Raw genomic sequence first — 18,249 nt, 5'->3', positions numbered from 1 at the left:
CGCGTTCAAGGGCCGCTGGGGGCTTGGGGAAACCCGAGCAGGGGAGCCAGCATCCGCGCCTCGGCCGCCCACTCGGCCAGGAACGCCAGGGTCAGGCCCCTTTCCCGGTAACGGAGTTCGGCCGGGACCGTACCCTCACCGCCGTAGGCCACCGGCTCCTGGTCCGCCCGCGCCAGCATCAGCGCGGTGAGCCAGTCGTACTTCACCGCGGACGCGCACACACCGAGCCGGACGAGGCGTTCGTCGCCCCGCCAGCCGCTCTCGCGCAGTCCGTGCAGGTAGGCGTCGTAGGCCGCCTTGGCCAGGCCCGGCAGGTCCGCGGCCGGGACGAACAGGTCGAGGACGCAGTCCGGGAGGTAGTTGCCGAGGTCCTCGCCGAGGGCGCCGTCGCCGGTGAACGCCCAGTCGAGCAGGACGCTGGTTCCCGAGCGGTCGGATACGACGTTCGCCGGCCACTGGTCGAGGTGGCTGAGGACGCGGGGCAGCGACTCCATGACGGTGAGGAACCACTCGCGGTCGTGGTGGAGGCGGACCATGTCCTCGCGCAGGCCGGGCGGGAAGTGCCGCCGTACCAGGGGGTGTCGCCACGCCGCGTCGTCGTCGAGCAGGGCCCGGCCCGTCGTCTGTGCCGATGCGTAGTCCCGCAGGAAGCCCTGCGACAGCCACGGGGTGTCCTCCCCCGCGCCGACCGCACCCTGCGCTGCGCCCAGTCGGTGGGCGTGCTCGACGTGGTGGGTGAGGGGCCAGACGGTTGCGGGCTCGCCCGGCACGTTCTCCAGCCACAACGCCACGTCACCGTCCGGGCGTTCGACGCACTCCAGCAGCCGCGGGGCGCGGATGCCGTGCCGCTGCCAGACCCGGGCGAGCCCGGACCGGTAGACGTACGCCTCGCGACGCCAGAAGTTCCAGTGGCGCGGGTCGTTGGACGCCGACCACGCGACGCTGGTCTCCTTCGTCCGCGTCAGCACCTTCAGGACGGCCGAGCGGTCGCCGCCGGTGACCCGCCACACCCCGGCCGTGACGCCGTTCGACGGGTTGTGTGTGAGCGGCTCGAACACCGCCCTGTCCGCGGGGACTCCCAGGACCTCACGTACTTCGGCATGCGCTGCGGCGACCTCGGGCATCCCCCGATGCTATGCCTCCGCCTCGGCCCTGTCCTTGCGTCCCCGCAGCCACACGTACACCGGGATGCCGGCGAAGAGGAACAGCACCCCCTGGTACACGGCCGCATAACCGGCCCCGGCGATCAGCCAGAACGAGAAGCCGAACGAGAGGACCGCGACCGTCAGGTCCCGGGCGAGTCCGGCCGGGCGGACGCGTTCACGGGTGCCACGGGCCAGCCAGTACAGCTGGGCCGCCGCCGACAGCAGGTACGGCACGCAACCGGTGAAGGTGGTGATCAGGACGAGGACGCGGAACGTGGTGTCCGGGCCGGCCGTGTAGTTGAGGGCGATGAGGAGGCTGCCGAGGACCGCGCAGGCCCACACCCCGAAACCGGGGACGCCGCCCTTGCCGAGGCGGGCGAAGGGCGCGGGGAAGAGGCCGTCGCGGGCGGCGGCGTACGGCATCTGCGCGGCCATGAGGATCCAGCCGTTGAGGCAGCCGGTGATCGAGGCGACGGCGACCAGCGCGATGGCGGTGCCGCCCCAGGAGCTGCCGGTGAGGGCGTTGACGGCGTCGGCGAAGGGGGCGCCGGAGTCGACGAGCCGGTCGTGCGGGACCAGGCCGAAGACGGCGATCGTGCCGAGGACGTAGACGAGGGCGGAGGCCAGGGTGCCGAGGACGCTCGCCCGGCCGACCGTGCGCTCGGGGTCGCGCACCTCGCCCGCGCTGACGGCGGCGGACTCGACCCCGAGGAAGCTGTACAGCAGCAGCGCGGCGGAGGCGGCCAGCGCGCCGGAGACGCTCTGGCCGGAGGCGTTGAACGGGCCGAAGTTGTCCGCGTCGACGAAGAACAGGCCGATCGTGGCGAGCAGCAGCAGCGGTACGAACTTCAGGATCGTGGAGACGACCTGCACCGCCCCGACCCAGCGCGTGCCTGCGAAGTTCGCCGCGGCCGGCAGCCAGAGGGCGGCCATCGCGACGAGGGCCTGGAGGGCGTGGTTGCCGTGCAGGGGTATGAGGACCTCGACGTAGCCGACGACGGCGACGGCCAGGGCGGCGATGCTGACCCAGCACATCGTCCAGTACGACCAGGCCGACAGGAACCCGGCGAACTCGCCGAAGGCGTCCCGGGGGTAGACGTACAGGCCGCCCGTGACGGGGCTGCGCCGCGCCAGCCTGCCGAAGAGCAGCGCGAGCAGGACGGCTCCCACCGAGAGCACGAGGAACGCGAGCAGGCTGATCGTGCCGTACGGGGCGACGGTAGCGGGCAGGGCGAAGATGCCGCCGCCGATGATGTTGCCCATGACGAGGGCCGTGGCGGCGGCGAGGCCGAAGGTGCGGCGCGGAGCGGGCGCCGGGGTGGTGCCGGTCGCGGCCCGGTCGGCGGGTTCTGCGTTCTCGGTGGGGCTGGGGACGGTCATGAGGTTCCTGTACAAGCGGAGGAGGAGGGTCCTGATCGTAACCGCGATCCCACATGCTGGTCGATCTGTTCATCTGATGGACACAAGCGGCTGGGATCCGTGGCGGAACGTCGACTACCGTCGTCGGCATGACCAGCACCCCCTCCCTCGCAGAAGCCCTCGCCGCCGGGACGGTCGTCCTCGACGGAGGCATGTCCAACCAGCTCGAATCGGCCGGGCACGACCTGAGCGACGAGTTGTGGTCCGCCCGGCTGCTCGCCGAACAGCCGGAGGCGGTGACCGAGGCGCACCTCGCCTACTTCCGGGCGGGGGCGGACGTGGCGATCACGGCCAGCTACCAGGCGACGTTCGAGGGCTTCGCCAAGCGCGGGATCGACCACGACCGGGCAGCCGAACTCATGGCGCTGAGCGTGGAGTCGGCCCGGGAGGCGGCCCGGCGGGCTCGGGTCTCCCGGCCCCTGTGGGTGGCGGCCTCGGCCGGTCCGTACGGGGCGATGCTCGCGGACGGCTCGGAGTACCGGGGGCGCTACGGGCTGAGCGTCGACGAGCTGGAGCGTTTCCACCGGCCGCGCCTGGAGGTGCTGGCCGCGGCCCGGCCCGACGTCCTCGCCCTGGAGACGGTCCCGGACGCCGACGAGGCCACGGCCCTGCTGCGGGCGGTGCGCGGGCTCGGAGTGCCGGCCTGGCTGACGTACTCCGTCGCCGGTGACCGCACCCGTGCCGGACAGCCGCTGGAGGAGGCCTTCGCCCCGGCCGCCGAGGTGGACGAGGTGATCGCGGTCGGGGTGAACTGCTGCGCGCCGCAGGACGTGGACGCCGCGGTGGCGACGGCGGCGCGGGTCACCGGCAAGCCCGTCGTGGTCTACCCCAACAGCGGCGAGACGTGGGACGCCGAGGCGCGTGCCTGGACCGGCCGCTCCAGCTTCACCGCCGGCCAGGTGAAGGGCTGGCGGCAGGCGGGAGCCCGGCTGATCGGCGGCTGCTGCCGGGTGGGGCCGGACGCCGTCTCGGGCATCGCCGAGACACTGAGGGCGGCATAACACCCGGCGGCCCCGGCGAAGCGCCCCGCCGTCCTGGCGACGCGCCCCACCGCAGTGGTGTGGCGCACTGTCTCGGCGCGGCACCCCACTGCCCCGGTAGGAGTCCGCTGCCCAACGCAGCACCCCGCCGTCCCGGCGCAGCGCCCCGCCGCCCGGGCCGGGCGCGCACGGGCCTCCTCCCCCTCGTCCCGCGCTGCTAGCCTCCGTCGTGGGAACCGGTTGCTACGGCGTTGCCGCGGTTCCCCAGGGGGTGGGTGCTGACCGGCGCCCGGGAGAGACGAGGCGGGGCATGACGAGGAAGAGCGGGGACGCGAGCCGTAGCACCATCCGGGACGTGGCGGCGCGCGCGGGGGTCTCCGCGTCGACGGTGTCCCGGGTGCTGGGCGGGGTGTATCCGGTGAGCGCGGCGACGCGCGGAAGCGTGATGCGGGCGGTCCGCGAGCTGGACTACGTGGCCGACGCCCGGGCGAAGGCGATCGCCGGCGCCGGCACCCCCACCCTCGCCTTCGTGCTGGAGGACATCACCGGCCCGTCGTTCGCGCTCATGGCCCACGGCGTCGAGCGTGAGGCGACCCGGCTCGGCCATCTCTGCCTGGTGTGCAGCACCGAGGGCGACGTCCGGCACGAGCTGGAGTTCGTCGAGATGATGCGAGCCCAGCGGGCCGCCGCCGTGATCCTGGTCGGCGGTACGGCCGACACCCCCGCGTACCGCGAACGCACCCACCGCATGGCCGACTCCCTCGCCTCGGCCGGTTCCCGCCTGGTCCTGTGCGGCCGGCCGCCGCTGGACCCGGGCGCCCCGGTGACGGTCATCGAGTACGACAACGAGGGCGGCGCCCACACCCTGGTCGCCCACGTGCTCGCGCAGGGCCACCGCCGGGTGCTGTTCCTCGGCGGCCGGGCGGACCACACGACGGCCCTGGGCCGCGAACGCGGCTACCTCGCCGCGCACCGGGCCCGCGGCCTCACCCCCGATCCGTCCCTCCTCCTGCACGGCGACTTCACGCGGGACGCCGGCCACCGTCTGATGCGGCAGGCTCTCGCGGACGGGCTGGAGTTCAGCGCGGTGGTGGCGGCCACGGACATGGTCGCGGCGGGTGCCCTCACGGCACTGCACGAAGCGGGCCTGAGGGTGCCGGACGACGTCTCCCTCGCCGGTTACGACGACATCCCGTTCGCCCGCGACCTGCACCCGGCCCTGACGACGGTCCACGTCCCCTACGAGGAACTCGGCCGCCTCGCCGTCCGGACCGCCCTGGAACACACCCCGGGCGCCCCGGACGAACACCTGCTGCTGGGCACGCACGTGGTGGTCCGGGACTCGGTGGGGCCTGCTGCTGTGCCGGCGTAGGTTCCGGCATGCATGGACCTCCTCAGCCGACCCGCTGCATCGCCTTCCGGTGCCGTTCCGCCATCGAGGCCCCGGACTCCCGGCGGGCCATCCTGCGCAGGACGGAGGGGGCGAGGAGGAGCCCGGCGACCGCCCAGGCACCCAGCGCTCCCGCTGTCTCCAGGTGCCGCCAGGACGCGCCGATCTCGGCGGCGACCGCGTCGGCCGGCAGCAGCGCCGAGCGGAGGCCGAGGCCGAGCCAGTAGAACGGGAAGATCTGCCCGACGGTCTGCAGCCACCCGGGCAGCTCCGACAGCGGGAAGTAGATCCCGGAGATCACGACGAGTCCCATCACCGGAAGCATCAGCAAGGCGACGGTGCGCGGACTGTCGACGAGTGAGCCGACCACGGCGCCCATCGGCAGGGTGGCCAGGAGCCCCAGCGGCACCACCCACACCAGCGCCAGCAACGCTCCGCCGCCCTGCCGGGCCACCCCGTCCACCAGGAACACGCCCACGGCGAAGGGGATCGCCATGGAGGCCAGTGCCGTACCGGACACCATGACGATCTTGCCGATCAGGTGGCCGACCATGCCGTGGGGCACGGCCTTGGCCCGCAGCAGCGTGCCGTCCTCGCGCTCGGTCGTGAGCAGCTGCGCGGTGGTCATCAGCCCGGTGAACGCGAGCGTCATCCCCAGCAGGCTCGGCAGCATGAACGCGCCGGTCGAGATGCCGGCGCCCTCCAGCGGATCGTCCCTGCCCAAGTACAGCGGCACGACCAGCAGAACGGTCCACAGGACGTAGCCGAACACGTCCTGGCCCGTGGTGAAGGTCTGCCGGAGTTCCGTCCAGCCGCGCCGTGTCCCTACCAGCGCCGCGTACCACACCGGATTCATGAACCCTCCCCGAGAGCGTGTACTGCCCGCTCGTCGGGAACGCTGCCCGTCTCGAGCTCCCGCACCATCGTCAGGTAGGTGTCCTCCAGGCTCGCCCGGCGCACCTCCAGCCCGCCGATCGCCTCGCCGTGTTCCTCGAACAGCCGACGGACGAACCGGGTGGGCTCGGCCGTGGCCTCCTCGAACGGCTGCCCGTCCCGCGTCCAGCGCACCGTGGCCTCGGCCGACGCCTGCCGCGACAGCTCCTCCGCGGAACCGTCGGCCACGATCCGGCCACCGGCCAGAATGAGGATCCGGTCGGCGAGCTTCTCCGCCTCGGCGAGGTCGTGCGTGGTCAGCAGAACGGTGGTGTTCTCGTCCGCGAGCCCGCGTACCAGGCCGTGGAACTCGTTCCTCGCCTCCGGGTCCAGGCCGGCCGTCGGCTCGTCCAGAAACAGCACCTCGGGTCTGCCCACGATGCCGACGGCCACGTCGAAACGCCGGCGCTGCCCGCCGGACAGAGTCCCGACCCGTTGGTTCGCCTGCTCGGTCAGCCCCACTGCGGCGAGGAGCGCGTCGACGTCCCAGGGGCGCCGCACCAGAGCGGTCGAGTACGGCACGTAGTAGGAGCCGAGATGGGCCAGCAGTTCCCGCACCCGCCACTTGCCGTGGTCGCGCCAGGACTGCAGCACGATGCCCAGCCGCGCACGCCACCGCTCGTCCCCGGCGGCCGGATCGGTGCCGAGGACGGTCACGTCCCCGGCCGAGCGCATCCGGAAGCCTTCCAGGACCTCGATCGTGGTCGTCTTGCCCGCGCCGTTCGGGCCGAGCAGCAGGACGACTTCACCCCGCCGGGCCGTGAAGCCGACCCCCTTCAACACGTCCTGGCTGCGGTAGCGCATCCGCAGGTCCCGTACGTCGATGACCGTGTCGCTCTCCGGCGGCGGGCTGCTCCGCACCCCCGATAAGGCGTGAGCGGTCGTCATCGTGTTCCCCCGTCCCTCTCGTGATCCGTCCTGGCGGGCAGGGGCCGGAGGCCGTGCCGATGCCCGTGCCGACGTCCGTGGTCATGGGACGTGGTGCACGGCTGAGGCTGCCATGGCCTCCTGGCAGCAGCCGTTCGGGCCCTCCCGGGCGAACACATTACCGAACCGTTCAGGTATCTCCTCGTGTTGCGGCGATCCGGCGACCTTTCCCGTCGGCGCGCCGGCCGCGCGGCCGGCCGGGGGTGGCGTGCGCCGTCAGTGGCGCCGGAGAGCGCCCGAGCGGCGCAGGCGCCGTACGGCCGACCGCAGTTCCGTGACGCGACCGAGCGGGTCGTCGACGGGGACCGAGGGCGGTGTGGGATCCGCGGGCCTGAGGGCGTCGGCCTTCCAGAGGGCGAGTTCACGGTCACGGGGACCGTGGGCGGTGTATGCCAGGCCGTTCCCGGCATCCGGTGCGCGGTCCCCGAAGACGCGCACCGGGTGCGTCGCGTCCCAGCGCTCCCAGCCGGGGTCACCGTCCGTGGCGAAACGGACCCATGCCCCGTGCATCGCGTCGGCGAGTTCCTGCGGGGCGCCCTCCCCGGCGAGTCTCCGCGACTCGGGGACGTCCCCGGTGTCGAAGACGAAGCCCAGCTCCAGCGCGTGACAGGCGCCGAGGCCGGGCAGGTTCGAGGGCCAGGCGAACTCGTAGACGTAGGACGGTTCCGTGCGGGCGTCGGCCAGGTGGTGCAGGGGGATGCGGAGCAGATGGTCGGTGACGAGCTGGCCGACGGTCTCCGCCGTGCCGAACTCGGGGTGCAGCGTGCGGTAGCCGCGCGGGACCTCGCTGCCGCAGTGGCAGCGGGCCATGGCGCCCGCGAGGGCGACGGCCCCGAGGCGGTCGACGCGGTCCAGGAGGCCGCCCGGCACCAGCCACAGTCTGTACTCGTCGCGGGTCCAGCCCAGCAGCAGCTCGACGCCGGGGGCCGCGCCGCCGTCCGTGAGTGCCTGAAGGGGGTCGCGCGGGACGACGTCGCCGTCGATGACGAGACCGAAGGCGGGTCCGCCGACCACCGGGCTGCTCAGCCTGCCCACCTCGGCCTGGGTGCGCAGCAGCAGATCGCGGTCGACGGCGGCGAAAGCCTCGGCGGTGGCGGGGATCTTCAGCCGGGAGGCCATCCGGCGGACCATCCTCCGGACCTTGGCCCGTTCGGACGCCTCGGGCGGCCCGCTCTGCAGGACGGCCCGCCGCACCAGTCCCTGGGTCTGCGGGGCGGCGATGAGGGCGCCGATGCTGATCGCCCCGGCGGACTGGCCGAAGAGGGTGATGCGGCCGGGGTCGCCGCCGAAGGCCTCGATGGCCTCGTGCACCCAGGTCAGGGCGGCGATCTGGTCGCGCAGGCCGGGGTTCGGGGGTGTGTCCGGGAACAGTCCGTAGCCCTCGACGCCCAACCGGTAGTTGATGGACACACAGACCACGCCGTCGCGGGCGAAGGCATGCCCGTCGTAGACGGGTACGGCAGAAGAACCCCTGGTCAGGGCGCCGCCGTGCAGCCAGACGAGGACGGGGAGGCGGGCCTGCGGGTCGGGCTGCGGGGTCCAGACGTTGAGGTTGAGGCAGTCGTCGCCGGGCACGACCGGATCGGACAGGTAGGGGGCGAAGGCGTCGGAGTACGGCGGTTTCGGCGGGGTGGGGCCGAAGGCGCCGGCGTCGCGGACACCGTCCCAGGGCGGCAGCGGCACGGGTGGGCGGAAGCGACGGGGGCCGAAGGGAGGGGCCGCGTACGGGATGCCGCGGAAGACGGCGACACCGCGTTCGTACCGGCCCCGCAGGGCACCGAACGGCGTGCTCACCACGGGGTCCGCCTGCGGGTCCGCCTGCTCTGCTGTCATTCGTCCACCAGCCTCCTCACCGCGCTCGTGCACCGTGAAGATCAGAGCACCTCATTGTGGTCCGGTATTCCGGTGCACGAGCGGGTGGGAGGACTGTTCGGGCTACTTGGCGTACATCAGCGTGCCGAAGCCGAGCTGGTCGAACCCGCCGCTGGTGGTGCCGTAGTCACCTCCCCCGCCCTCGGGGGCGACGGAGAAGCACATCTGGGCGATGTACTTGTCGTCGAGGAGCAGACGCCGCCCGTAGTGGTAGTGGAGCATCGCCCAGACCGGGCGGGCCTGGCCGCGGGAGTTCGAGCTGATCACCGTCTGTGACTGCTGGGAGCAGGTCTGACCGGTACCCCAGGTGTAGGTGGTGAACGGCACGTCCATGTTCAGGTTGTACTTGGCGACGTACTGGGCGGCCTTCATGAAGCGGCGGCCGTCGTACGAGTAGAGGTCGTCGCCCTGGTTCCAGGCCATCTCGCAGAGCGCGCCCATCTGGCCCATGCCCATCATGGTGTGGCCCTGGTCGCGGCCGGACTCCTGCCACTGGCCGAGGTCGTAGCCCTCGACGTTGCCGTACAGGAACGGGACGGCGTGCTGGACGGAACCGTTTCCGGCGCCCGACTTGAAGTAGGTGACGGCCTGGTCGTACTTGGCGGCGTTGTCGGTGAGGATGCCGATGGCCATGACGGAGGCCATGTTGCACAGGTCCCAGTTGGCCCAGTAGTTGGTGATGCAGGCGTCGTTGTGGCCGGTCAGGAACTGGTTGTTGAGCGGGTAGAAGACTTTGACCAGCATCTCCTGGGCGGCGGCGAGGTCGAACGCCGGGTAGTCACGCATGAGTTCGCAGACATTGGCGAACTGCCAGCCGTAGATGCCAGCGGCGAGGAACCGGTCGGCGTTGCCGGTGACCGCGGTCAGGGTGTGTGACCAGGCGTTGAGGATGGTCGCGGCGCACCGGGCGTTGGCCTCGGTGCCGCCGACCTTCCAGCGCAGCGCGTTCTGGTAGGCGGCCGCGATGTCGTTGTAGAGCTGCGGGTAGTTCTCTCCGGTGCCGCCGCGGACGATCGTCGCCGTGGCCCGGTTCGTCCAGGTGGACTGGGAGTGGGAGTTGGCGGTCAGCCTGTTCCAGCCGGACAGCCAGGGGTCGTCGCCCGCGGCGACTCTGACCTTGGCGCGGTTGATGTCGCCGGCGTTGTGGAGCATGCCGGGGTGGGCGAAGGTGGCGGGTGCGGCGTCGGCCGTGGTGGCCGTGGCCGTGGTGCCGAGGGCGAGGGCTGCGGTGAGGCCGCCGGCGGTCTTGAGCAGACCGCGGCGGCTCACCCGGCCGCCCTCGTGGTGCGTGTGGGGGGAAGTGCGGCTCATGTGGGGCTCTCCGATCCGTGGAGTACTACATGGGGGTGATGCTCACCTCGTCGAACTCGGTGGTGCTGCGGGCCAGGGGGTCGCGGGAGCAGACCACGAGGCCCACGTAGTAGGGGGCGTCACCGAAGCCGGGGATGTCTCCGTCGGCGAGGGGGGTGAAGGTGGCGCCGTCGTCGGTCGAGGCGGATGCGGTGAAGTGCGTCCCGGTGCGCTTCAGCCGCAGCAGGCAGGGGACGGTGACCGCCGCGTTGCCCGTGAAGCCGGACTTTCCTGCGACGGTCGGGCGCAGCATCAGCTGGGCGCTCGTGCCGCCGGTCACGATCGCCCCGGCCGCCAGGTCGAACGGCGACAGGGACTTGGCCATGAGCAGGCCCACCCGGTCGCCGGTGGCTCCGGCGCGGGAGACCAGGCGGACGGTGACCTCGCAGTCACCGCTGACGGGCCGTCGTACGAACTGGCCGGTCATGCCCTGGTTGTTGACGGTGAGGTCGGTTCCGGCGCCCCGCACCACGAAGGTGCCGTCCTCGTGTGAGGTGCTGCCGGGGGTCTGGACGGCGACCACGCCGAGGGTGCCGTAGGCGCGGTCGTCGAGGATGACGTCGCCCAGGTCGCCATGGGTCCACGGGGCGGGCGGCGGGTCGCCGACCGTGAGGGTGAGCGTGCCGGTGGCCTCTCCGGCCGCGTTGCCGGCGGTGGTGGTGACGGTGAACTCACCGGTCCGGGTGGGGGTTCCGGAGATCAGGCCGGTGCGCCGATCGAGGCGCAGGCCGTCGGGCAGTCCCTTCGCGGTGAAGCGGGTGGGTTCGTGCGTGGCACGCAGGAGGTGCTGGAAGGGTGCGCCCCGGTTCGTGAACGCCACGGTGGACGAGGTGAGTCGGGGCGTGGCGGGCGTCGGCATGGTCGCCTTCGCCGGAGCCGACAGCGGGCCGTGTCCGGCGCGGTTCGTCTTCGCCACCGCGTAGTGGTACGTCGTGCCGGGTGTGCCGGTCGCGTCGGCGTAGCGGATGCGGGTGCCGAAGCCCACGGGGCCGAGGTCGCTCGCGAGGGTCTCGAACGGGCCGTCGGCGGAGGTTGAGCGCAGGATGGTGTAGCGGGCCGAGAGATCCGGGTCGGTCCAGGCCAGCTCGACCGCGTCGGCGCCCGGTATGGCCCGCAGGTCGCCCGCGGCCCGGGCGGGGCGTGGCACGGACCAGACCTCACCGCCCGTGCGGGAGGTGACGCTGACGTTGTCGAAGGCTCCGGTTCCGGTCTCGGCGTAGTCCTCGTCGACTCCGAGGCAGGAGGTGAGGGTGAGGCCGACGTAGGCCGTTCTGCCCAACTGGACGTCACTGGTGCCGACTTCGGTCCAGTGGACACCGTCCGCGGAGATGGCCCCTGTGCAGCGGCCGCCCCGGCGGGTCACCCGGACCCAGTAAGGCATGCGCAGCCGGTAGCCGTCGCCGGCGCCCTCGACGTACGGGGCCCGGAGCGGGGTCGCCGACTCGGGGAGGTCACCGAGGGATGAGATCGGGAAGGCGGCGCCGGTCGTGATGGCCGGCTGTTGTGAGGGCGGCACGGGTGTGCTGCCGGTACCCCTGACCGCTCCCCCGGCCTTCGCCCGCACGCTCCACACACCGCTCCAGGTGTGCAGCGGCAGGCCCTGGATCAGCATGGCCGCGTGGGCGGCGTCCGCGTCCAGGGCGGCCTGCACGGTGACGCCGATCTTGGAGTACTGGGAGCTGAGCGGCCACACGATCCGGGCCGTGACCGTACCGTCGCCGCGCAGCGGCAGATACGCCAGGCGGTGGGTGTCGGCGGTGCCCGACGCCTCCAGCACGAACCGCTCCCCGTCGAAAAGCGCCGACCCGGGGATTTCCACGTCACCGACGTCCCGGGTCTTCCACGGGCCGGGGAGCCCGGGGGCCGCCGCCGCCCAGGCCGAACGGGCGCTCCGACCCTGGGAGTTGGCCGCGACGACCTTGTAGTAGGAGGTGCGCCCCCGGCGGGCCGGGCGGTCGGTGTACGCCGTGTCGGTGATCCCGGTCGCGAGCTTCTCGTACGGCCCGTCGGCGGCGGCTGCGCTCAGGACGGTGTACGACTCGGCCCACGCCGACGGCAGCCAGGCCAGCGTGACGGACCCGTCGCCGCCCACCGCCGTGACACCGGCCGGAGCCGTGGGCGCGGACGGCGACGGGGCCTTCGTGCCGGCGAAGGTGAGGGTGCCCCAGCCGGGGAGGTCGTCGTTGCTCCCCTCGACCACGCGGGCACCGCCGCCGCCGCGGAAGACGGCCGCCTCGGTGAAGGGTGTGTCGAGGCCGCGGACGCCCGCGTAGTGCGCGTACGCCATCTCGTAGATCGGGGGCAGGGTGCCGCGTCCCGTCGCCGAGACGGACGTCTTGACGTACTTGCCGGTGCGGTCCAGGTCGGGGACGAAGGGCACGTCGCCGCCGAGGTTGTAGCGGGCGGCGTACTCGACGTTCTTCAGCAGCCGGTTTCCGTCGAAGGCGTACAGGTCGACGCCCTGGTTCCAGGCGACCTGCGCGGCGTCCGCGAGCAGGCCGACGGCGAGTTGCTCGTGCCCCTGGTCGCGCCCGGACTCCTGGCCCTGTCCGGCGTCCGTGACGATGCGGTGCGGGACACTGCCGTTGCCCGCCCCGGCGGCGGCGAACCGGAGCGCGTCCTCGAAGAGGGTGGGCTCCTCGCAGAACACGCCGATGGCCAGGATCGACTGGATGGCCGTGAGGTCCCAGTTGCCGTTGGCGTAGAGCATGTAACCGGAGATCGCGGGATACCAGACGCGCAGCAACGACTCCTTGCAGCGGGCGATGTCCTCCTCGGTCCAGCCGTCATAACCGGTGTACTGGAGCAACTCGGCCGCGTTGACGAACTTGAAGACCTGGAGTCCTGCGCCGAGTGGCCCGTCCGCGCCGGTGACGGCGATGAGGGACGCCGACCAGGCGTTGAGGATGTCCCGGGACTTGTCCGCGTAGGCGCGCTCGCCGGTGATGCACCACATCAGCGCGGTCTGGTAGGCGGCGGCCGAATCGGCGACGGCCTGGTTCTGGAAGTTGGTGGGCCCGCGGCCCCAGGTGGTGATCTGGCCCGTGTTCTGGACGGCGTACGTCGCCTTGGAACGCGCGTGGGCGGCGAGGGCGAGGTAACCGTCGTAGACCGGGGTTTCCCTGGCGGCGACCGCGGCCTTCATCCGGGCCAGGTCGTCGGCGCTGTGCAGCAGGCCGGGGTGGGTGAAGGAGCGCGGCGCGGTGCCGTCCCGGCCCGCGGCCCGGGCTGTGCCCGGGGCGAGCAGCCCGCTCGCGCCCGACGCCAGCATCAGGGCGGCGGCCGCACCGCCGAGGAAGCCCCGGCGGCTCGGTGCGGGAATGCTCAAGGCGCTGTTTCTCACGGGGTCGGTGCTCATGACGCGGCCGCCGCCTCGGCCTCGGCGGTGGTGAGGAACTTGAGGTTCGTCACGTGCTCGTTGACGAACATGGGCACGCCGTCCGAAGCCAGATACCACGCCGGCTTGCCCGAACTGTCGGCGATCACCCTGCCGTTGACGCGGAGGTTCTCGAAGGTGACGTCCTTGATCGCGTGCTCCGCGTCGAGGCCGGCGATGATCGAGAGGTCGGCGTTCTTGCCGTTGTAGCTGAGGTCCTTGATGTAGACGGACTCGATACCGCGGCCTGCCGACGTGTTGTACTTCGGGTTGTACTCGATCCGCATGTGGATGAGCTGGCCCCAGCGGAAGTCCTCCACGCGGATGTCGTCGAACCTGACGTCCCGGACGATGTTGCTGTCGCCGACCATGAAGGCGATGGCGCCCTGGTAGGTCACCTGCGGCTCGCGGTGGTCGAGGATGTCGATGTTCTCGTAACGCAGGTTCTCCAGCACCTCCGGTGTGTCGGAATTGCCGTGCACGCCGATGTTGATCGGGTGGGCGACGTCGGCCCAGAGGGAGCAGTTCTTGACGGTGATGTTGCGGGTGTCGCCGTAGAAGTCCCAGCGGTGGGTGTAGAGAGCGACGCAGTCGTCGGAGGTACGCAGAAAGCAGCCGTCGATCGTGACGTTCTCGGAGCAGTAGAGCTGGATGCCGTCACCCCATCCCTGGTGACTGAAGGCACGCAGATTCTTGATGGTGAGGTTCTCGGACTCGGCGACCCTGATGTTCTCGTACCGGGGGTTGAGGATCGTGACGCCGTCGATCGTGACGTTCTCGCACTTGCGGACGAAGACCGCTCCGCCGGTCGTGTCGTAGACCACGCCGCGGCCGATCAGCCGGCAGTTCTCCACCCCCTCGAAGATCACGCTGGAGGTGAGGACGGCGCCCGGGGCCAGGTAGACGGTGGTACCGGTGGGTACCTTCAGGGTTCGGTCGGGGTGGGTGTGCAGACCCGGCCCGAAGTACATGACCTTCTTGTCACCCTCGGTGGGCACGTCCTGCTCGATCGGGTTCGCGAACAGGTGCAGGCAGTCGAAGATCTTGTCGTCGATCTGGACGACGAGGTTGCGGGGCCGGTCCACGGTGAAGCGCGCGGTGCTGCCGAGCACTTCGGGCTTGATGCCGTACGAGTCCGGGCGGACGCGGACCTTCTCGCCGCCGCCCGGGTTGTACGTGACCTCGACCTCGACCGTGCCGGAGAAGTCGAAGGCGGCCCAGGAGGAGCTCTGGGCTCTGTTGCTGCCGGTGTTCGCGTCGATCAGTGCGAGCTTGGCGAGGTAGACGCCGAGCTTCTGCCAGGTGCCGCCGAGGGGCCGGACCTTGACGGTGAAGGAGTTGTTGACAGGCACCTTCGGAAGCGTGGGGTGGATGACCACTCTGTCGCCGGTGGTGCCGTTCTCCGCCGCGGCGGCCTGTGCGGTGCCGGCGATGCTGCCGGCCAGGCCGGCGGCAGCGATGACACCGGCGGCCTGGAGGGTGGTCCGGCGTGACAGGGGCGAGTTCATGCGCAACTCCTTGCAAAAGGTTCGGTAGGAGGGGTTACTTCAGTCCGGTCGTGGACATCCCGGCGACGAACCCGCGCTGGGCGATCAGGAAGATCAGCAGGATCGGCACGACGTACATCACGGACCCCGCGGCCTGGAGGTTGGCCACCGGGGTGCCGGCCGAGGTGACGTAGGTGGACATGACCGCCACCGCGAGGGTGGACCGGTCGGTGGAGAGCAGCAGCTGAGGGGCGATGTAGTCGCCCCAGGACCAGGTGAAGGCGATCACGAAGCTCGCGGAGAGCACCGGCCAGGACTGCGGCAGGAAGATGCGCCAGAAGATCGTGCCGTATCCGCAGCCGTCGACGATCGCGGCCTCCTCCAGCTCACGGGGCAGTCCGGTGAAGAACTGACGGAAGAGGAAGACCAGATAGGGGGCGGCGGCCAGGCCCCAGAGCACCCAGGGCCAGTACGTGTCGACCATGCCGAGCTTCGCGAAGATCAGGTAGGTCGGCAGCAGCGTGATCATCTGCGGCAGCATCATCGAGCCGATGAGGATGCCGAACAGCGTCTTCTTCCCGGGTGCCTCCAGCCGGGCGAAACCGAAGCCGACCCAGGCGGAGCTGAGGGTGACGAGGGTGGCGTAGAGGGTCGCGATGATCAGGGAGTTGCGGGCGTAGCCGAGGAAGTCGATCAGGTTGAAGGCGTCCGCGAAGTTGTGCCACTGGACGTGGGTGGGCAACCAGTGCACGGGCGAGGCGGCCAGCTCCGCCGGGGTCTTCAGGCCGCTGAGGACCAGCCAGCCGAACGGACCGACGAACAGCCCGGTGATGACGACGAGGACCGTGTAGAGGAGCAGGCGGCCGGCACGTATCCGCACCCGGGGCACGGATTCGGGAGGAAGACTGGTGGCGGTCACTTCTTCGCCTCCGGGTCGACGTTGTAGAACACCACGCCGGACGTGAACCTGAAGATGAGCCCGGTGGCGATGAGGATCAGGACGAAGAGCACCCACAGCAGCGCGGAGGCGTAGCCGTACCGGCCGAGCGCGAAGTACTGCGAGAACACGTGCATCATGTAGAGGTAGTTGGACTGCGGCAGCGCGGTGACGCCCGCCGTGGTGCCGTCCGGGGTGAGCAGCAGCGGCATGATGGTCTGCACGGACGCGATCACACCGGTGACGGTCTGGAAGAGCAGCACCGGCGACAGCAGTGGCACGGTGATGCTGCGGAAGGTGCGCCAGGCGCCGGCTCCGTCGATCCGGGCGGCCTCGTGCAGTTCGCGGGGTACGTCCTGGAGCCCGGCCAGCGAGATGATCATGACGTTCCCGGCGGCCCACAGCACACTCATCAGCAGCACGTAGCGGGCGTAGGGGTCGGCGAGCCAGCCGAGCGCGTCGAACCCGAAGAGGGTGAGGACACCGTTCGCCGCACCGGAGTTCTGGTCGAAGAGCGCCTTGAAGGTGAGACCGGCACCGACCGGTGGCACCACGGCCGGCAGATAGAGCAGGGTGCGGAACAGTCCGCGTGCCCTGATAGGCCGGTTGACCAGGACGGCCAGGCCGAGTCCCGCGATGATCGACAGCGGCACCGAGGTGACCGCGAACAGGCCTGTGCGGCCGAGGGAACTCCAGGTCTGCGGATCGCCGAACAGCTCGGTGTAGTTGCCGAGGCCGACATGGCGCCAGTGCGGCGAGATGCCGTCGTACGTGGTGAAGCTCAGCCACAGCGCGTACGCCATCGGCACGACGGTCAGCAGCAGGAAACCGATGATCCAGGGTGCGGTGAACAGGTAGAAAGCGCGATGCCTGCGGCCGGTCATGGAGACCCGGGGCCGCTCGGCCGGGGCCCTGCGGGCGATGGTGTCGGGCGCGCCGGGCCGCCCGGAGACGGATATCTGGTCGACCGTCATCCCACCTGCTCCTTCCCGCGCTTCAGCTGCTCGTTCATGACGGAGTTCAGGCGGCCCGCGAGGGCGTCGACGGACATGTGTCCGTTCATCGCTGCCGGTGCCTCCTGGTTGAAGAGGGCGTAGAGCGAGTCCGCCGAGGCGTAGGGCGTGAAAGCGATCACCGAGAAGTGCTTCAGCTCGGCGTTCTGCACCTTCAGCACCCGCTTCTGGTAGTCCTCCCGGGCGGGCATCAGCGGGCGCAGGGACTTCAGAGTGGGGATGCCCCAGCCGCCGGAGGTGCGGGCCCTGGCCGGTCCCTCGCCGAAGAACCACTCGAAGACCCGCCAGGCGGCGTCCTTGTTCTTCGCCTTCTTCGGCATCCAGAATCCGGTTCCGGCCTGGCAGGGACTGACCCGTCGGCCGCCCGCGAAGAGCGGGGCCGGGGCGAGCCGTGACAGGGGCGCCAGCTTCTTGTCGGTGTTGATCAGACCGCCCAGCCAGTAGCCGGAGTTGGACATGGCCATCCGGCCCGCCTGGTACGTCGGGCCGTCCCAGGCGTTGGGGTCGGGCTGGACGATGCTGGGCCCGACCCGGCTCCGGCCGTACTCGACGTACCAGGCCAGGGCTTTGCGGGCCTCGGGGGTGGTGAAGTCGATCCGGGAGAAGTCGTCGGTGAAGAGGTCGCCTCCGGCGGACGCCGTCAGGCTCGCCAGCAGGTTGGGAGTGAGCACGCCCTGGTAGCTGCCGCCGAAGACGGTCGTCTGGCCGTTCCTGCGCCGGGTGAGCCGCCTGGCGTCCTCCAGCCACTCCTCGTAGGTGGCCGGTTCGGTCTCCGGCGGGTGGCCGACCCCCGCCTCGTCGAAGAGGGCGGTGTTGTACCAGAACATGGAGTCCTGCGAGAAGTCCTTCGCCATGCCGTAGCGGGGGCCCTTGCCCTGCGTGCGGCCGTCGTAGCGCCACAGGTCGTTGACCGGGTCGAGGTCGGCGGCCCTGAGGACGTGGCTCCGGGCGAAATAGGGGTCCAGGTCCTCCATCACGTCGCGTGCCGCGAAGTAGGGCGCGTCCGAGGCGCCGACGCCGCGCACCAGGTCGGGCGGGGCGCCGTTGGTCATCATGCCGATGAGCTTGGTGATGTCGTACCGCACCGTGACGATCTCGACGCCGATCTCCTCACGGGCCTGCCGGACCAGCTCCGGGGAGATGTCGTCGGGCTTGGCCATCACCGTGACGGTCTCGCCGCCGCCGCTGACACCGCTGGAAACCCGCATCGCGCAGCCGCTCAGCGCTGCCGCGCCGGTCGCGGCACCGGATGCCGAAAGGGCGAGGAACCGGCGGCGGCTCAGGGATGCACCGGCACGTGGGTGCATGGACGCACCACCTCCTGCTCTTGCTGTTCGGCATGCCGGTCGCATGCCGGAACGCTCGGGACGCGGACCGGGGGAATCACTGTGGCAACCGGTTGCTACGCGTCGGGCAGAGC

Annotated in this window: 13 protein-coding genes; 2 read left to right on the top strand and 11 right to left on the bottom strand. The window is 71.2% G+C overall.

Annotated elements, in window-relative coordinates:
- Nucleotides 1–5: 5 nt before the first annotated feature.
- The gene (locus tag ACFY5B_RS08190) at nucleotides 6–1,124 is read right to left on the bottom strand and encodes an aminoglycoside phosphotransferase (RefSeq protein ID WP_389966209.1); all 1,119 of its coding nucleotides are present in this window, start codon (nucleotides 1,122–1,124) and stop codon (nucleotides 6–8) included.
- A 9-nt stretch (nucleotides 1,125–1,133) separates the two neighbouring features.
- Entirely contained in the window at nucleotides 1,134–2,525 is a 1,392-nt protein-coding gene (locus ACFY5B_RS08185) for an amino acid permease (protein WP_389966206.1), read from the bottom strand.
- A 128-nt stretch (nucleotides 2,526–2,653) separates the two neighbouring features.
- Here ACFY5B_RS08185 and mmuM point away from each other — a divergent pair, with 128 nt between their 5' ends.
- Together mmuM and ACFY5B_RS08175 are read left to right on the top strand one after the other, a co-directional pair.
- Nucleotides 2,654–3,565, top strand: a complete 912-nt coding sequence (mmuM, locus tag ACFY5B_RS08180) for a homocysteine S-methyltransferase (RefSeq protein ID WP_389966203.1) — start codon at nucleotides 2,654–2,656, stop codon at nucleotides 3,563–3,565.
- A 289-nt stretch (nucleotides 3,566–3,854) separates the two neighbouring features.
- Nucleotides 3,855–4,916, top strand: coding sequence for a LacI family DNA-binding transcriptional regulator (locus ACFY5B_RS08175; RefSeq protein ID WP_389966200.1), 1,062 nt, complete (start codon nucleotides 3,855–3,857; stop codon nucleotides 4,914–4,916).
- A gap of 22 nt (nucleotides 4,917–4,938) precedes the next feature.
- Here the strand turns inward: ACFY5B_RS08175 and ACFY5B_RS08170 are convergent, their stop codons facing one another.
- From ACFY5B_RS08170 to ACFY5B_RS08130, 9 genes are all read right to left on the bottom strand, one after another.
- Entirely contained in the window at nucleotides 4,939–5,790 is an 852-nt protein-coding gene (locus ACFY5B_RS08170) for an ABC transporter permease (protein ID WP_389966197.1), read from the bottom strand.
- The gene (locus ACFY5B_RS08165) at nucleotides 5,787–6,755 is read right to left on the bottom strand and encodes an ABC transporter ATP-binding protein (protein ID WP_389966194.1); all 969 of its coding nucleotides are present in this window, start codon (nucleotides 6,753–6,755) and stop codon (nucleotides 5,787–5,789) included. The genes ACFY5B_RS08170 and ACFY5B_RS08165 overlap by 4 nt, the downstream gene beginning before the upstream one ends.
- A gap of 255 nt (nucleotides 6,756–7,010) precedes the next feature.
- Entirely contained in the window at nucleotides 7,011–8,627 is a 1,617-nt protein-coding gene (locus tag ACFY5B_RS08160; protein ID WP_389966192.1) for a carboxylesterase/lipase family protein, read from the bottom strand.
- Between the two features lie 102 nt (nucleotides 8,628–8,729).
- Nucleotides 8,730–9,977: an alginate lyase family protein gene (locus ACFY5B_RS08155; protein ID WP_389966190.1), complete on the bottom strand. Its 1,248-nt coding sequence runs from the start codon at nucleotides 9,975–9,977 to the stop codon at nucleotides 8,730–8,732.
- Between the two features lie 25 nt (nucleotides 9,978–10,002).
- On the bottom strand, nucleotides 10,003–13,287 hold the full coding sequence (locus ACFY5B_RS08150) for an alginate lyase family protein (protein WP_389966468.1): 3,285 nt from the start codon (nucleotides 13,285–13,287) through the stop codon (nucleotides 10,003–10,005).
- Between the two features lie 83 nt (nucleotides 13,288–13,370).
- Nucleotides 13,371–14,900, bottom strand: coding sequence for a glycosyl hydrolase family 28 protein (locus tag ACFY5B_RS08145; protein ID WP_389966187.1), 1,530 nt, complete (start codon nucleotides 14,898–14,900; stop codon nucleotides 13,371–13,373).
- Nucleotides 14,901–14,934: 34 nt separating this feature from the next.
- Complete coding sequence (locus ACFY5B_RS08140; protein ID WP_389966184.1) at nucleotides 14,935–15,798, bottom strand: carbohydrate ABC transporter permease; 864 nt, start codon at nucleotides 15,796–15,798, stop codon at nucleotides 14,935–14,937.
- Nucleotides 15,795–16,790, bottom strand: a complete 996-nt coding sequence (locus ACFY5B_RS08135) for a carbohydrate ABC transporter permease (RefSeq protein ID WP_389966181.1) — start codon at nucleotides 16,788–16,790, stop codon at nucleotides 15,795–15,797. Before ACFY5B_RS08135 ends, ACFY5B_RS08140 begins: the two co-directional genes overlap by 4 nt.
- A complete protein-coding gene (locus tag ACFY5B_RS08130; RefSeq protein WP_389966178.1) occupies nucleotides 16,787–18,136 on the bottom strand; it encodes an extracellular solute-binding protein in 1,350 nt (449 codons plus the stop codon). Before ACFY5B_RS08130 ends, ACFY5B_RS08135 begins: the two co-directional genes overlap by 4 nt.
- Nucleotides 18,137–18,249: the final 113 nt, after the last annotated feature.

Origin of the sequence: Streptomyces sp. NPDC013187 (assembly GCF_042899705.1) — a bacterium.
GTDB classification, from domain to species: Bacteria; Actinomycetota; Actinomycetes; order Streptomycetales; family Streptomycetaceae; genus Streptomyces; species Streptomyces hawaiiensis_A.
This window is presented reverse-complemented; position numbering and strand designations above follow the sequence as displayed.

What these genes read in the sequence shown, in the direction of transcription:
- ACFY5B_RS08190 (WP_389966209.1), bottom strand. Translation starts at nt 1,124, where the DNA reads ATGCCCGAGGTCGCCGCAGCGCATGCCGAAGTACGTGAGGTCCTGGGA.
- ACFY5B_RS08185 (WP_389966206.1), bottom strand. Translation starts at nt 2,525, where the DNA reads ATGACCGTCCCCAGCCCCACCGAGAACGCAGAACCCGCCGACCGGGCC.
- mmuM (WP_389966203.1), top strand. Translation starts at nt 2,654, where the DNA reads ATGACCAGCACCCCCTCCCTCGCAGAAGCCCTCGCCGCCGGGACGGTC.
- ACFY5B_RS08175 (WP_389966200.1), top strand. Translation starts at nt 3,855, where the DNA reads ATGACGAGGAAGAGCGGGGACGCGAGCCGTAGCACCATCCGGGACGTG.
- ACFY5B_RS08170 (WP_389966197.1), bottom strand. Translation starts at nt 5,790, where the DNA reads ATGAATCCGGTGTGGTACGCGGCGCTGGTAGGGACACGGCGCGGCTGG.
- ACFY5B_RS08165 (WP_389966194.1), bottom strand. Translation starts at nt 6,755, where the DNA reads ATGACGACCGCTCACGCCTTATCGGGGGTGCGGAGCAGCCCGCCGCCG.
- ACFY5B_RS08160 (WP_389966192.1), bottom strand. Translation starts at nt 8,627, where the DNA reads ATGACAGCAGAGCAGGCGGACCCGCAGGCGGACCCCGTGGTGAGCACG.
- ACFY5B_RS08155 (WP_389966190.1), bottom strand. Translation starts at nt 9,977, where the DNA reads ATGAGCCGCACTTCCCCCCACACGCACCACGAGGGCGGCCGGGTGAGC.
- ACFY5B_RS08150 (WP_389966468.1), bottom strand. Translation starts at nt 13,287, where the DNA reads ATGCTGGCGTCGGGCGCGAGCGGGCTGCTCGCCCCGGGCACAGCCCGG.
- ACFY5B_RS08145 (WP_389966187.1), bottom strand. Translation starts at nt 14,900, where the DNA reads ATGAACTCGCCCCTGTCACGCCGGACCACCCTCCAGGCCGCCGGTGTC.
- ACFY5B_RS08135 (WP_389966181.1), bottom strand. Translation starts at nt 16,790, where the DNA reads ATGACGGTCGACCAGATATCCGTCTCCGGGCGGCCCGGCGCGCCCGAC.
- ACFY5B_RS08130 (WP_389966178.1), bottom strand. Translation starts at nt 18,136, where the DNA reads ATGCACCCACGTGCCGGTGCATCCCTGAGCCGCCGCCGGTTCCTCGCC.